At 53.2% G+C, this 14,829-nt stretch carries 14 protein-coding genes; 7 read left to right on the top strand and 7 right to left on the bottom strand.

The features are described 5' to 3' along the window. Positions 1-471: 471 nt before the first annotated feature. Positions 472-1,710: an MFS transporter gene (locus EPA93_RS11750; RefSeq protein WP_129887610.1), complete on the bottom strand. Its 1,239-nt coding sequence runs from the start codon at positions 1,708-1,710 to the stop codon at positions 472-474. 479 nt (positions 1,711-2,189) lie between these two features. After that, complete coding sequence (locus EPA93_RS11755; protein WP_129887612.1) at positions 2,190-3,110, bottom strand: LysR family transcriptional regulator; 921 nt, start codon at positions 3,108-3,110, stop codon at positions 2,190-2,192. A gap of 149 nt (positions 3,111-3,259) precedes the next feature. Here EPA93_RS11755 and EPA93_RS11760 point away from each other — a divergent pair, with 149 nt between their 5' ends. After that, positions 3,260-4,486 carry an MFS transporter gene (locus tag EPA93_RS11760; protein WP_129887614.1) on the top strand — a complete coding sequence of 409 codons (1,227 nt, stop codon included), beginning with the start codon at positions 3,260-3,262 and terminating at the stop codon, positions 4,484-4,486. Between the two features lie 243 nt (positions 4,487-4,729). On the opposite strand, the gene EPA93_RS11765 is transcribed toward EPA93_RS11760, so the two are convergent. Further along, the gene (locus EPA93_RS11765) at positions 4,730-5,677 is read right to left on the bottom strand and encodes a ketopantoate reductase family protein (protein WP_129887616.1); all 948 of its coding nucleotides are present in this window, start codon (positions 5,675-5,677) and stop codon (positions 4,730-4,732) included. Between the two features lie 156 nt (positions 5,678-5,833). Between EPA93_RS11765 and EPA93_RS11770 the strand changes: the two genes are divergently transcribed. The 3 genes from EPA93_RS11770 to EPA93_RS11780 all read left to right on the top strand — a co-directional run bounded on the left by EPA93_RS11770 (position 5,834) and on the right by EPA93_RS11780 (position 8,693). Beyond that, positions 5,834-6,421 carry a TetR/AcrR family transcriptional regulator gene (locus EPA93_RS11770; protein ID WP_165423041.1) on the top strand — a complete coding sequence of 196 codons (588 nt, stop codon included), beginning with the start codon at positions 5,834-5,836 and terminating at the stop codon, positions 6,419-6,421. A gap of 341 nt (positions 6,422-6,762) precedes the next feature. Then, entirely contained in the window at positions 6,763-7,671 is a 909-nt protein-coding gene (locus EPA93_RS11775) for an LLM class flavin-dependent oxidoreductase (protein ID WP_129887620.1), read from the top strand. Positions 7,672-7,841: 170 nt separating this feature from the next. Then, entirely contained in the window at positions 7,842-8,693 is an 852-nt protein-coding gene (locus EPA93_RS11780; protein ID WP_129887622.1) for a class I SAM-dependent methyltransferase, read from the top strand. Between the two features lie 221 nt (positions 8,694-8,914). Here the strand turns inward: EPA93_RS11780 and EPA93_RS11785 are convergent, their stop codons facing one another. Further along, positions 8,915-9,595, bottom strand: coding sequence for a dienelactone hydrolase family protein (locus EPA93_RS11785; RefSeq protein WP_129887624.1), 681 nt, complete (start codon positions 9,593-9,595; stop codon positions 8,915-8,917). 58 nt (positions 9,596-9,653) lie between these two features. On the opposite strand from EPA93_RS11785, the gene EPA93_RS48310 reads away from it, so the two are divergent. Next, on the top strand, positions 9,654-9,818 hold the full coding sequence (locus EPA93_RS48310; RefSeq protein ID WP_165423042.1) for a hypothetical protein: 165 nt from the start codon (positions 9,654-9,656) through the stop codon (positions 9,816-9,818). A gap of 75 nt (positions 9,819-9,893) precedes the next feature. Here the strand turns inward: EPA93_RS48310 and EPA93_RS11790 are convergent, their stop codons facing one another. The 3 genes from EPA93_RS11790 to EPA93_RS11800 all read right to left on the bottom strand — a co-directional run bounded on the left by EPA93_RS11790 (position 9,894) and on the right by EPA93_RS11800 (position 13,320). Then, positions 9,894-10,751 (bottom strand): EamA family transporter, encoded by an 858-nt coding sequence (locus tag EPA93_RS11790; protein ID WP_129887626.1) that lies wholly within the window; start codon positions 10,749-10,751, stop codon positions 9,894-9,896. 97 nt (positions 10,752-10,848) lie between these two features. Then, the gene (locus EPA93_RS11795; RefSeq protein WP_207229513.1) at positions 10,849-11,598 is read right to left on the bottom strand and encodes an alpha/beta fold hydrolase; all 750 of its coding nucleotides are present in this window, start codon (positions 11,596-11,598) and stop codon (positions 10,849-10,851) included. A 351-nt stretch (positions 11,599-11,949) separates the two neighbouring features. Continuing rightward, on the bottom strand, positions 11,950-13,320 hold the full coding sequence (locus EPA93_RS11800) for an amidase (protein ID WP_129887628.1): 1,371 nt from the start codon (positions 13,318-13,320) through the stop codon (positions 11,950-11,952). Between the two features lie 320 nt (positions 13,321-13,640). Between EPA93_RS11800 and EPA93_RS11805 the strand changes: the two genes are divergently transcribed. Next, the gene (locus tag EPA93_RS11805; RefSeq protein WP_129887630.1) at positions 13,641-14,213 is read left to right on the top strand and encodes a helix-turn-helix domain-containing protein; all 573 of its coding nucleotides are present in this window, start codon (positions 13,641-13,643) and stop codon (positions 14,211-14,213) included. A 122-nt stretch (positions 14,214-14,335) separates the two neighbouring features. Then, positions 14,336-14,824: a GNAT family N-acetyltransferase gene (locus tag EPA93_RS11810; RefSeq protein WP_129887632.1), complete on the top strand. Its 489-nt coding sequence runs from the start codon at positions 14,336-14,338 to the stop codon at positions 14,822-14,824. The last annotated feature ends 5 nt before the right edge of the window (positions 14,825-14,829 follow it).

Here is a 14,829-nt window from a genome sequence, read left to right on the forward strand (position 1 = left end):
GTTTCAGATTTGCTGGCTGTATTCTACTGGTCTGTTTAAGCAAAAGCGCAAGGAAAATATTTTACCTTATGGATAGTGTGAACATGCGCGAAGAGCTGGCTTAGTTGTGGAATTGGAAAGTTCTGTAAGAAAGGGGATTTGCATGGAAGGAAATCTGCGTTTCGTTTATACGCCTGTGAAAGATTTGCAGGCCGCATTAAAATTCTATCGTGAGATCAGCTTGGCTTAGATGAAGCCTGGCGTGAAGGAGATTCTACGGTATCTTTCAAGCTGCCTTGTTGTGATGTGCAATTGATGATTTGTACCGCTGCAGAAACGCCTGATCCCGGGCCAATGTTTGAGCTTCCTTCTGTTGATACGTTTGTTGCTGGGAATAGTGCGAAGCTGGAATTTGTTGGGGAGCCGCAGGCTTCTCTCTTATCCACAAGAGAGAAGCCCCACATCTGAGAAGCAGCCGCAGTATGGTGGGATTTACTCTTGTGGGAATGTCGCTTGCCGCATGTGTCGAGAGAGAAACAGCAATACGGTGATCAAAATCAAGCCACTCCACAATATGCCCACAGTAGGTAAAACTCCCAGATGCTCCAGGCTCATACCGAGTGCGGAGGAGCCGAGGGTGAGGACACTGAACAAGATCAGGCGATAGAGGCCACTGACACGGCCTTGCAGAGCATCTGGGACGACAGCGTAGCGATAACTATCCATGAAGACAGCACGAAATGAGTCGGCGAGAGCGATGCCCGCGAAGACGGCACCCAACAGCAGTGGCGTCGTGATGAAGCCATAGAGAGGCCAGAGCACTACGAACACGATCAGAGCACAGCCAAGTGCGAGGCCAAAGCGTATGCGCCGCCGCAAAGGCGGGCAGAGCGCCGCGCCAAGCAGGTTTCCGACGCCGCCAGCCGCGACGATCAGGCCGTAGAGCACCGATGGGATATGTTGCTGTTGCACAATGTCCAGGACGATGAGCGCACTGGCTGTGATGGTCAAGTTGACATAGCTGGAAATCAGGAAGATCGAGCGTATGACCTTCTGTGACCACAACCAGGTGAGTCCTTCGCGCACTTCTAAGAGCAGGTGGTGACGCTCCGTCCTCAGTTCGTCTTGCATTGGCGAGCGGATAGAGAGCAATGAGCCGAGCAAGATCAGAGAGGAAAGCGCATCGGTGACGAACGGCAGCAGCCGTGTGATGCTAAAGAGCAGGCTGCCCAGCGCGGGCCCGATCAGGGAACAGGAGCCAACGATCACCTCGTTTTGGGCGACTGCTGTAGGGAGCTGGCTCTTTGGCACGACCCATGTCAGGGCTGCCAATTCGGCCAGCCCGTAGAAAAGCGAAATGGCTCCCAGGGCAAAGGCAATGGCGTAGAGGAGAAGCAGCTGCAGTGCTCCGCTGGTCAGCAACAGCGCCAGGGGAATGCTCGCCACGCACACCATCAAGCAGAAGGTAGAGAGAAGCATCACGCGTTTGCGCGGCCAGCGATCCACCAGAGCCCCGGCGGGCAGGCTCAGGAGGACGTAGGGAAGCTGTTCCAGGCTATACGCCAGCCCGGCAGCCGCAATCGAATGGGTCAGTCCCATAATGAGCAGTGGAAACGCGAACTGCGTGCAACTCGTGCCGAGCGAAGAGACAGTCTGGCCGAGCCAAAGCAAAAGATAGTCACGATTACGCCAAAGGGAAACGGGCTGTTGTGGAATGACTTTTGGGTTCATGTATTCTTGTTGCTTTCTCTATGGTAAACAGGCTCAATTTTCCGGCGGATGAAGGTGGTTTTGGACATGAAACATCCTTTCATTTGACTTATTTCTGCAAGAAAGGAAGGAAAAGGAGCCCGGCAACACAGGAGGTGTCCAATCAATACGGGGCTGCGATACATTTCAGGATGAAGACAACGCACATCCTCGCACCAACGCGATTAGCGCTGCGCGTAAGGAGGTCGCTATTCACAAACAACCACGTAAGCCGAAAGTGCCGGGCTTATGCGGTAAAAAGCGGTTTCACACCGCCTGAGGGGAATAGATATCTTTTACTCATCAGCCAGATGATAGCATTGAGGCCGCATTGGTGTCAATGGATACAAGTCACCCCAGCAGGGCTTTTTGAATGGCGAAGGAGGTGAAAAGAGGTTGGGAAGGAAGTTTACTTTTGTGGCTCAGGAGCACCAGTTCCTGACCTGGGGAGAGAGAAGCTACTACGTTCTGGAGGAGCCTGTAGGATGCACAAACTCCCGTCCCTCTTCGCGCAAGATAGCGATAAAGGTCCTGGTCGCAGTGGAAAGCCGCGACTCCTCGCGACTCAAACAGACCAGGACGCTCTCTCGGGCGAAAGAGGGGAGATCCTTGACCGCGAGTTCGACAAGCCGCCCGGCAGCCAGGTCAGCTGTGACGAGGGGGCGAGCCAGGAGCACCACACCGAGTCCGCGCAAAACCAGGTCGTGGGCGCTATGAACGGGTATGGAGGTCACTGTTTGCCCAGCAGTGATCAGGCGTGCATGCCATAGATTCGCATCAGGTCCCCATTTAAGCCGCCAGTATGGTCGCCCCTCGCTTACCATCCTCTGAGAAGTGATGCTTCTTTCCTGCGCCAGTGGATGTGAGGGATGAGCAACAGCGATCAGCGGCTCGCGAAAGCGCAGGATCGGTGTCAATCCAAACCGGCTGAAAAGCGGCCAGTTCAGCAGACCTAATTTAACCCGACCATCATAGAGCATTTCTAAAATCTGGTCGCTATGGTTTGTGTGAATGTTGAGATCGACCCGTGGATGGTCGGAATAAAAGCGAGCGATAGCGGAAGCAACAAAATCGGTAGTTAACGCGGGCAAGGTCGCTATCGAGACAATGCCTCTTGCTCCCTGCTTCGTCTGCTGGGCAATTTCGATCCCATCTGCCAGAGCTGCCAGGGCCTGACGAGCATAGGGTAAAAAGCTCCTCCCCAGCTCTGTCAATTCTAGACGGCTCCCTCCACGTACAAAGAGCGCCCCGCCGACCGCCTGCTCCAGTGCCTGGAGGCGCATGCTGATCGTGGGCTGTGAGATATCAAGCGCTCGCGCGGCCTTACTAAAGCTTCTCTGACGCGTGATCATATCAAACGCCTGTAACTGATTGGTGTCCATTGTTCTCACCTCATAAAAAAAGTTGATAATGATTATACCATTTATTATCTTGAATAATAATCCTCAGCCTGCTATCCTTCAGGTAAGAGATCTCCTGACAAAGCAATCCGGGCCAGCCCACCACTATTACCCACGAAGAGAGAATACGCATGAATTTCTTGAAAGTGTTACGAACTCCTCACCTGGCGATTTTGTGGAGCGGGCAGATGCTCTCAGCGATTGGCGACCAATGTTTTAGCGTAGCGATTATCTGGATAACAACCCACCTTCTGGGTAGCATGGCAGGAATCGTTGCAGCGCTGGGGTCGCTGGTCGCGTTGCTTGCCGGTCTACCTGGCGGTGTGCTGGCGGATCGCTGGCCGCGCCGGGAGACGATGATTTACACCGATCTGCTCAGGGCATTGCTGACCTGTACATTTACTCTCCTGGCAATCAGCGGCACCCTGCAGATCTGGCAGCTAATCTTGCTTAGCATGGGGCTGGAGGCGTTGGGAGCTATCTTTGAGCCTGCGCTCATTGCCAGCCTGCCGCAACTGACCAGGGACGGTCAGCAGCTCTCCTCCACGAACGCCTTGATGGATGGGACACTGCGAATGGCACGTATCCTGGGTCCCGGCCTGACCGGCCTGTTGCTTATGATCCTGCCACTTACCCATTTCTTTACCCTGGATGCCATCAGCTTTGCCCTCTCGGCCTTGAGCATCCTCTTGCTTGCCAGGCGCTTTCCTACCAGAAGTAGTATGCTCAAAAATGTACAGGCAGGAGAAGAGAGAGGACACATCTTCGAGGATATCCTGATTGCGTTCCATCATTTGCGAGAGCATCGAGCACTGACCTGGGCGCTGGGGAGCCTTGGTCTTGTTAATATGGCCTGGAGTGCAACATTTTTTATAGGGATACCGCTACTGGTAGCGCGGATACCGGGGGCCAACGCCGGAACTTATGGACTGATCGTTGCCGTGTATGGAGTTGGCAGTGTCCTGGGTCTGTTTCTCACTGGCAGTTTTGCCAGCTCCAGGAATCTCTCTCTGCTGTATGGAGGGCAAGTTGTTTTAGGACTGGGCTTCCTACTGATTGGGTTTACTTCGACGCCTATTCTAATCATGATCGGTGCGGCCATAGCAGCCTTCTGCGATCCAGTGGGCGATCTGATACTCCTGATCATAATCCAGACTGACTTCCCAATTGAGCATGTCGGCAAAATGTACAGTTTGCGTCGGCTGATCGCTGGAACCGGCCAGATGCTTGGTTCGGCACTTGCCGCGCCACTGTTCGCCAGCTTACACATAGCGACCGGGATCATTCTCTGTTCGCTGGCAATGATACTCATCGGCAGCATAAGCTTGCTGCATGAACGGATTGTGCGCAGGAGCTGAATGGCCCCTTCCGCGATTATAGCACTCCTGCCCATTGGGCTGTGGTGAAATTGGTCGCCTCACTTCTCATCAGGCATGGATACGTCAAACGTTGGGTCTGGAAGTGGTATCCCCGAGAGGGATTTGCGTCGTAGCAATGCCATGCCTGATGATGAGAGAAAGCTCATGGTTTTCCTGTAAGGAAGCCTGCGTTTCCATTTGCCGATTGAACTGATGGATTGCCACCCAATTACTGAGAGAGGGTTAGCGGGTTGTCTGCTCCAAAGCCTCTATCAGGCGATTCAGCGTTGGCGTAGCGAGGGATGAGGAGCGCAGCTGCTCTTTGATCTCTCGTGCCATCTGACGTATCTCTTCAATGTTGTCAATGTCATCACCGAAATGAGCGTCGATTCCCAGCGTGGAAAGTCGCGAGCGCAGCAGAGATTGGAAGAAGATGACGGTGAGGAAGCGCGGAAGCCAGAGAAAGAGCAGGGTCAGATAGAAGGGCGTTAAGGGAGTGCCCTGCGCTCGCAAGGCCAGCAGCCCTTCACGCATGGCCTGAACGAGCATCACCACGTGACGGCGCGACCGCGCGAGCAGTGCGCTCTTTCCCCCCGCCATCAGAACTGCTGCGATGATGCCTATATCCATGAGTGCGTGGGTTTTCAGCCACGTTTGCATGTCGGAACTCAGCTTAACAGTGAAGCCTGCCTGTTTGAAAAGAGCCTCAAGTTGGCGAAGGCGCGGCGTCATACGGCCATCAGCTTCGCCAAGCATCATTGGCACCTGACGATAGATGGTAGAGTGCACGACATCTCCTTTCCGTACGCCGCCAACGGCTGGAAAGCCAGAAACTATGCGCTTCTGATCAAGCTGCTCAAATTGCCGCATGCCAGCCGGATTGCTGAGCAGAAACAGCAATGTGGGAACCTGAAGATTGGCGGCAAGGATCGGCAAGATGGAAGAAAGCTGGTAGAGTCGTACAGCCACGAGAACGATATCATAGTTATCGGCTGGAGCCAGCTGTTCAACGACGGAAACGCGGGTGGTAGTTCTTCGTCCGGTCGCTGCATCCTCAAGTTGAATTCCATGTGTGCGTAACGAGACCGCCCGTTGCCCTCGTGCTAGCAGCGAGACGTTGTGTCCCACTTCCTTTAGATTGGCAGCATAGACGCTGCCAATCACACCTGCCCCATAGACAAGAATATTCATAGTTCTATCTCCTTTTCTTTTTCTGCTTGAGATATGTCCTCAAAAGCGGCGCAGAGCCAACGCGCCGTTGCGAAAACAGCGTAGCAGATGGTACAATGAGCTTCAATCAGCAATGGAATGGAACGTGTTGCCTATGCAACATGGGAGAAGAAAGTGATGCAAAAGTTCGATGGCGCCACAGATCTAAGGGTTCGTCGCACGCGTAAACTGCTTCAGCAAGCGTTGATCGAAGGGGCTATAGAGAAAGGATTCGCGGCCCTCACGGTGCGCGATATTACCGAGCGCGCCATGGTGAACCGCTCGACGTTTTATCACCACTATCTTGATAAATACGATCTGCTCGAACAGCATCTCAATGAGATATATGAAATGTTAGAAGAGGGAGGAGTCATAGGGAAGGGTCGAAACGCCGGACTCGTCGAGCTACTCAAGCAGATTCAACGGTTTCCCGACTTTTACCGTGTGATGCTGGGTCCACAGGCTGACGCCTTTTTGAGTCAGCGCTTTCGCCAGCAGACGCAGCAGCGTTATCTTGCGTACTTCCATCAGACGTTCCCCGAAGCCACATCTGATCCCGATAGACCGCCGCTCGACCTGAAGTTCACTACGGTTGCCTCAGCTGCATGTAGCGCGCTTGCCTGGTGGCTGGAACAGGAACTGCCTTCCCCGCCTGAACAGTTTGGTCACTGGCTGCAACAGCTCATCTCTGATATCTCGGCCTCCATACTCAAGCCGCAACAATGAGATCCCTTGCCCCCGAAATACCCGCTAAGCCTTAGCGTTGTCTGCCGGTCTGTTAGTACTAAAGACCAATCCTTGTAAGGAAGGCGAGCACAGCCCGCAAGATGATTTGCCGCGTCAAGCTCCCCTACGAGAGGGACAAGCGGGCATGCAGGGCCAGAGGAGCCTTTATCTATCAAATGTGCAAGCCCGCAACGAGAAAGCCGTGCACCTTGATGAACATCTCTTGTCGTCAGGGAACAGAATAAATCCTTTTTTATTGTAGGAGCCGCATTGGGCTTGTCACGAGATGGAAGAGCGGTGTAGGATAAAAGAGAAGAGTTAGTTACTGGTTGGAGAAATTTATGACTGATATTCAATTTGGCTGGGCGCTCAATGTTGGCCCCAGGGAAGGTATGCCCTTCCATCAATTTAACGAGAATTCCCGGCGTCAAATCGAGCTGATGCAAGAGCTGATTGACTCACTCTGGTTTGTCGATCACGTACAATTTAGCGATTCTCCAGTGCTCGAAGGATGGACTGCCTTGACCTACCTGGCCGCCCAATATCCACAGTTTCAGGTGGGACATATGGTCCTGTGCCAGTCGTTTCGCAATCCTGCGCTACTGGCCAAGATGACGGCAACGCTCCAGTATTTAAGCCAGGGACGTTTCATCTTGGGGATCGGAGCTGGCTGGCACGAGGAGGAATATCGCGCCTATAATTTTGATTTTCCTTCGGCTCGCGCGCGTGTAGAGCAGCTTGAGGAGACTCTGCACATTGTGAAGGCACTCTGGAGCGAGAAGCAGGTTACGTTTCAGGGGAAGCATTATGCCGTCAATGCAGCTTATTGTGAGCCTAAACCAGATCCTTTGCCACAGATTATAGTTGGGGGCCAGGGAGCACGAATGCTACAGCTTGTGGCGCGCTATGCCGATGGCTGGAATATTGCCTGGGCAAAGCCAGAGGAGTATCGACAAAAGTTGGCTATCTTTGAGCAGGCTTGCCAGCAAGAGGGACGCGATCCTAAAATAGTGCAGCGGAGCTGGTTTGGGCGCTGTACCTGTGTCTCTTCGAAGGAGGAGGCGGCGAAGCTTGAGGGAACTGGCTTGCTGGGAACGCCTGAGCAGATTGCCGAACAGCTCCAGGCCTATATCGATCTTGGCATAGACTACTTTATGCTCGGCGTCAGGGATGTCTCGGATCTCACGACTGTGGAACTGTTGGCGCATGAGGTCTTGCCCCGCTTCAAAAAGCGCTCACAAGTTTCGTAAAAGGATGCCTCTGAGCGCCAGGTCGGAGCGAACGCGCAACACCTCATAAGTTTATGCCTGGCTTATCTTCTTACCCACCAGGTAATCTCTACATTTTCTGGAGGCTTTAGCTGGATTGCCTCCATACATACGGGAGCTGTTGAGGGCCCGGAGAAGTCAAGGAGGACGTTATGGAATACAAGCACGCATCGTATATTATGGACGCCGAAAATGTTGCGGAGATGGCTCGCCTCATTAAACAGGCTCGTCAGGTCACAGAGGCGACGGACCTGCTTCCCGCAGGAATCAAGCAGGAAGATCTGCATCGTATCCTCGATATATGTTGTGGGCCAGGAGAGTGGGCTCTCGAAATGGGTAAACTGCAGCCTTCTGTACAGATCGAGGGGATCGATATCTCGCAGATCATGGTCAATTATGCACAGATGTGTGCTCAGGAGCAGAAACGCAGCAATGTGCATTTTCGTGTGATGGATGTGCATGAGCTTCCGCTTGATTTTCCTGCTGGTTCTTTCGATCTGATCCACGCACGTTTTCTTGTTGCCTTGATGAAAACTTCCGATTGGCCTGCTTTGTTTGCCGAGTGCCTGCGCCTTCTTCGCCCAGGAGGAAGCATCTGCTGTGTAGAAACTGATGATATGGGAAGCTCGAATAGCCCCTCACTCTACCAGCACCAGCTTTTAGGCGCTCAGGCCATGCGGCAGGCAGGTTATGGTTTTCCTGGCGAGGGCATTTCCCTGGGCCTGATTGCGGCCCTGCCAGATTTACTTGCCAAGGCCGGTTTTAAGGAGGTAGGCCAGGAGTCATTTGAGGTCGATTGTTCCGCCGGCACTCCGGCCCATAAGCCAACCTGCGAGAATTGGACCACCCTGCTCAAATTGTCAGATCCTTTTATCTCCAGCCAGGGCATAGCCACAAAAGAAGAATTAGCTGTGCTCTATGCGCGAATCATGGAAGAGATCTATAGTGATAGCTTCAGTTGCCAGGTTCGCCTGCATCGTCTGTGGGCGCAGAAAACATTTTAATAGCTTTCACCTCTTCTTGCGGGATGGTTTTTATTCAAGGATAGAAGACTGGTTAGCAACCCCTGGGTTTTTGCCAGAACCCGAGGCATGCGACTAGCGTGAGCCCTGTTTTTGGCTAGGGCTTTTGTCGCATGCTAGCGCTGTTCTTTCTTTCACTGACTCGCCCTCTCAGAAAGTCGAGAACAGTGCATCAGGGCTGTGCTCTCATACTATAAGATCGCTTAATCAAGCCGCTCATGCAAGAATGCAATTGTGCGCTCCCAGGCAAGACGCGCAGCCAAGGCATCATACTCAGGGCGATTCTCCTCAAAAAACCAGTGTTTGGTTCCCGGATACGTATAGCTAGTGACTGATCTGCCTGTGGCCTGCAACTCCTGTACCATCTGTGCTACCGACTCTGCTGGCTCAAAGGGGTCATCCTCCGCAAAGTGGCAGAGGTATGCGGCCTGAGCGCGGCTATAGTCTAGCCCTGGATAAGTGGCATAAAAGCTTACGACGGCGGCGATATCCCCGGCCAGGTTGACGGATGTATCGAACGCATAGCCACCTCCCAATGAGAAGCCGATGAGCCCAAGTTTACCACTATTGCCTGAAAGATGGGGCGCATTGTGCTGGTGAAGAAACTGCACTGCTCCTGTTATGTCAGCAATGACTCGCTCCTCATCTTGATTCAGCGCTGAGGCGAATGATTTCGCATCCTCAATCGTTGTGGCTGTCTTACCCTGGTAGAGGTCGGGCGCAAGGGCCACGAAGCCAGCTTCCGCGAGCCGATCACAAACCTGCTGGAACGGCTTTGTCAGGCCCCACCAGGCATGTAGAACTAGCACTCCTGGTCCGCTGCTCTGTTTGGGAAGGGCCAGATAACCGCTGAAGGTTCTTCCAGCGACTTGAAATTCTTTCATACTACTCTCCTTCAAAATACAAGAAATGAGATCCTTCAAGGAACGAAGAAAGCCTGTTTTGAACCGCATTGTCCAAATTTACCCTGACTTTATCGAAGCCATAAACAACGTTCGGCTCCTGTATCTCTCGATACTTGCCTGGCGAGTTGCGCCGGCCTACAACTTATTCTCTTGGGGAGCTGAAAAAGCGGTAACGGGAAAAGATGATCTGGCCCATGGTTAAAGCTGTTATCCCTGAAAAATCGCGCCTTATCAACTTAGCATGTGCAGCCTTTTAAGAATTCGCATCTCTTCCAGCTTATCCCAGGATGGCGATGGTAAGAATGCCTGCGAAGATAAAAACCGCTCCTATCAGGCGCCAGCGCCCTAAACCTTCGCCCAACAGGCGCCAGCCAAGAAACGCACCAAACACAACGCTAACTTCTCTGATGGCCCCTGCGTAACTCACATTGCCCATTGCGTAGGCGTAGAGGACAAGCAGATAGGTCAGCAGCATAAGGATGGCCACGAGAATGATGCGCAGCCAGTTTACTTTCCACTCGGTAGTAATAGCGCGTCGGCCATAGCGCCAGAGGATGACAGGCGTAAAGAAGAGACCTGACAGGCCGAGCACCAGTACGGTGTAGGGTGCGGGTGGCACAAAACGGACGGCAGCACCATCGATGGCGCTATAAATTGAAATACAGACGGCGGTAGCCAGAGCGACGAGAATGCCTTTTGTGCTAAAGCTAGCCTTGCCCAGACGCCCCCAGATAGAGCTACCCCCAACGATAATCAAGCCCAGCACCAGTAGCCCGATACCTACCAGCCCGGCCGGTCGCGGCGGCTCCTGCAGGAAGAGGGTAGCCCAGAGCGCTAAGAGGGCGGGCGCAGTGCCGCGCGCAAGAGGATAGACGAGGGAGAAATCATCAATGTTGTAGGCCCAGGTTAAAGTGATATAGTATAACGCTTCCATGATGGCACTGCTGATCACATAGGGCCAGGCTTGAGCTGGCAACTGCGGGCCAAAAATTGGCACTACGCTGTAAATAAGCGTTCCAATGATCACTCCCCACCAGATAAAGACTTGCTTCAGCCTGGCCTGCTTCACCATCAGGTTCCAGATAGCATGCATCACGGCAGCAGTAAGGACTAAACCAAGCGCAGCTAATGGCATAACGCCCTCCTTAAAGTAAACTAGGCTTTCTAAGTATATACTCTAAAGAGGGGCAGATAGCCAGTACTGTGGGGTTTTTACAACTCCCGCTTCGTCCTCATTTCAGGACCTCGCGTAATTTCACAGCGAATTCGGCTGCATGGGCTCCGTAGCCCCCATGGTCGCCGGGAAAATCGCTGATCTGTGTGCCGAAACGTTCTGCTAATAGGGCCGCTGGACGATAGACAAGCTGGCCGGCCAAATTGTTGCGGGTATCATTGCCGACTGCGAGCACGATACGATCTTTATGCCTCGAAAGTCGGGCCACATCAGGAACATAGCGGGTGAACGGCAGAAGCTCATGAGCGAGGAAAAGTTCCATATTGCCAGCCATTCTCTGCATCGCCTCGGCAACACGAGGCGGTAATTCTGCTTCGGACGGCACAGTAGCGTCCAATCCAACTCCAGCGATCCACTTTTGCATAGCTATCATGGCGCCCTCACGGCGATAGGTATCGTATACATCGTCATGGAAAGCGCGCCATCTGGCCGCGTCCGGGAGAAGTTCGAGTAGGGGCGGCTCATGGGCCACTAGCCTTGATACTAGAGAGGGATGGCGGGCAATTAAATCAAGGGCCACAATAGCTCCTGAACTGGTGCCGAAGACAGCCGCCGGGCCGCTGGCAACAGTTTCCAATAGTCGCTTCGCATCCTCGCTGTGTACCTCGATCTGCTGATCTACTGCTGGCCCATCGAGTGGGCTGCGCGAATTGCCGCGTGGATCATAGGTAACAACTGTGTAGTCTTGAGCAAGGAGATCTGCGATATCCTCGAAGACGCCAGCATCGGTACCTCCGCCAGCGATCATTAGCAATACTGGACCCGAGCCCCGTATTTCGTGTTAGAGTGTTACCCCTGGGAGCTGTAGTCTTTGCGCTATCATTTGCTTCTTCCTCCATTTGCATGAGCGTTAACTTGTAGGCTCTGGCAAGATCCGGCTACTGCACCTTCTTTTGTAAACAAGTCAAGACTATTTCACGGGTTCTTGGAGCACAGAAGTCCTTTGCCAGCAGCTAGTAAACACATTTTAGAACAGATGATCGGCAAGAACTTCTCTTATCTTGCTCTTATTGAGTTATGCTTAATTCTGCCAGCCTGGCCAGATCAGAACTGCTCACGCAACAATCAATGTGGGGATGGAGGCATGAGCAAAAGCTGATTAGTAACCGGGCGGTCTTTGGAATGCGCCGGTCACTTCTGTAATGGCTCTGGCCGTTGCCAGCAAACGGGATTCGCTCCACCGCTTTCCAACGATTTGTATGCCAATAGGCAAGCCGTCCCGATCCTGTTTATAGGGGAGCACGATGGCTGGGTGCCCTGTGTAGTTGAAGAGCGTGCCATGCGCGGCGGTCATATAATATGAGGTTTCCTGGCCATCAACCTGTAATGGCGTGCCGGGTTCGCAGTGTGGAAACGCGGTTACCATTGAGGGGGGACAGAGCAGCACATCCCACTTTGCAAAGAATTGCTCCCAGGCAAGAATAGACTGATCACGCAGGTGAAGCGCCTCCAGATAGTGAGCTAAAGACGTGGGAGGTTTCTGCTCGTGCTTCTCGAAGGCGCCAACCATCATACCAATCAGCTCTCCGGCCCTTGCCAGATCCTGCTGGAGATTGCTGTGAGGCAGGCTGGTTTCTTCAACCGTAGCGCATAGAGGCGTGAGCTGCCTGGCCAACTCCTCAACGGCGGCGCGAATCTCTGTAGCGACAGGGATGCCTGGAAATGTGGATGCTACAGCCACCCGCAAATGCTTGAGCTCAAGCTGAGGGATCCCTTCAATTGGCACGGGCGCAACCTCGATATCCTGTCCGTCAGGCCCGGCGATGATGCCATAGAGAAGGGCCAGGTCCTCGACGGTTCGGGCCATGGGTCCAATGCAGGACATGATGCGTACAGGCCGCGGCCCTGGCAGGCCAGGGATTAAACCGGTGAGAGGAACGCGCTGTTCGGTTGGCTTCAGACCTGCGACGCCACAAAAATGCGCCGGAATGCGGATCGAAGCAGAAAGATCGGTGCCGATTTCAAAAGGCGTCATTCCGGCAGCCAGGGCTGCAGCTGCTCCGCCACTGGAGCCACCCGCTGTGCGTTCGACATTCCAGGGATTGTTTGTACGCTGAAAGATGGGATTGGCGGACTGATAATCTGCAAGCAGCATAGCCACGTTTGTTTTGCCAAGCAGGATACCGCCTGCAGCTTTGAGGCGCGCTGCGACTGTGCTATCTACCTCTGGAATATAATTGGCCAGCGGTGGGAAGCCGGTGGTCGTGCGCATACCCTTCGTCGCCAGGGCATCTTTCAGGGTAAACGGCACACCGTGTAACGGTCCCCAATACTCGCCACGCGCCAGGGCTTCGTCGGCTTGCCTGGCGCGTGCATATGCGTCCTCGGCATCAATAGTAATGACGGCATTTAGCGTAGGATTATAGGCCTCGATCTGGGACAGATGGGCCTTTAGCACTTCGGTGGCTGAAACGTGGCCCGCGCGAATTGCGGCGGCCAGTTGCGTGGTACTGGAGAAAACAATATCCATACTAATGCTCCTGCACGTCTGTTTTTGCAGCTAACAAAGTATTGAAGAAACGCTCAAATTGCTTCATCGCTATCTTGTTGCAGCTTTTGCCGGATCTTGTGAAGGCATCAATCCTGATCACTTTGAGCATTGTAGCATGCTAGGAAGAACAAAGCTTCTTCTATCTTGCGTTTCCCTTGAATTTTGGCTGACCCTGGTTCATGGCAGCGAACTTTATCATCATATGCTCTGCTTTCTGATTTGTTATGCAGAGGACTGCGAGAACTTTTGGCGTGCTGGGCATCTTGACATATTCCCATATTCGAGATATAATCCCATATATGGAAAGTACTGATGGGTATAGCATATCTATGGATCGGCAGATTGCTCAGCGCCTCAAGGATTTGCGGGCTGAACGAGGCTGGTCGCTAGATGAGCTTGCCAGGCGCAGTGGCGTAAGCCGGGCTACGCTTTCCCGCCTTGAGAATGCTGAAGTGAGCCCTACGACCAGCGTCCTGAGCAAGCTATGTGCCGCTTACAATCTTACAATGTCGCGACTGATGCGCATGATTGAGGATGACTTTGTGCCTCTTATCCGTCGAGACAGGCAGGCGATCTGGCAAGATCCGGCCATCGGGTTTAAGAGACGCCTGGTATCTCCGCCGACGCAAACGTTGGCGGCCGAGGTGCTTGAGTGTGAAATTGCCACGGGTACGCGCCTCACCTATGACAGCCCGCCGCGCCTGGGGCTGGAACACTATATGGTTCTGCTTGAGGGGCAATTGGCGGTGAACGTAAATGGACAAACCTATGATTTGCGTCCGGGTGACTGCCTGCGCTATCAACTCTTCGGGGCCAGCGCCTTTGCAACTCCTGAGGAGTGTGCAGCCAGGTATATTCTCTTTATTCTCTAAGCCCGACCAGAGATAGGCGGCTCGTCGCCTTCCGATTTTTGCCATGAACTAGCTTGCCAGATAGACCCGGCGCCAATTTTCGCGGGTACTGGCCGAGCTAGTGTGTGAAAGGGAAAAGTTTTATGTTGAGATTGCGCAGTTACACTTCTGCGGATCAGGAAGCTGTCGAGCATTTGCATATTTCTGTTATTCAGCAGACCGGAGCCTATCTTGGTCGAGGTTCCTGGGATGATGATGTCTATGCTATTGAGGAAGCCTATCTCAAGAATGGGGGAGAATTTCTGGTAGGAGAATGCGATGGTCTTCTTGTTGCTATAGGGGCCTTGAAGCGCACAGGTATAGAGCGGGCCGAGATCAAGCGCATGCGTGTCCATCCTGACTATCAGGGTCGCGGCTATGGCCAGCGCATTCTAGAAGCGCTCGAAGCCCGTGCGCGTGCTCTCGGCTATCGGATCTTGCATCTTGATACCTCGATTCTGCAGACCGCGGCCCAGCGGCTTTACGAAAAAAACGGCTATCACGAAGTTGGTCGGGATATCTACCAGCAGGAGGTTGATAGGGGGAGCTATCAACCTCTTGAGGTGATCCTGTATGAAAAACAATTAGCATAAAATTT

Source organism: Ktedonosporobacter rubrisoli (assembly GCF_004208415.1).
GTDB classification, from domain to species: Bacteria; Chloroflexota; Ktedonobacteria; order Ktedonobacterales; family Ktedonobacteraceae; genus Ktedonosporobacter; species Ktedonosporobacter rubrisoli.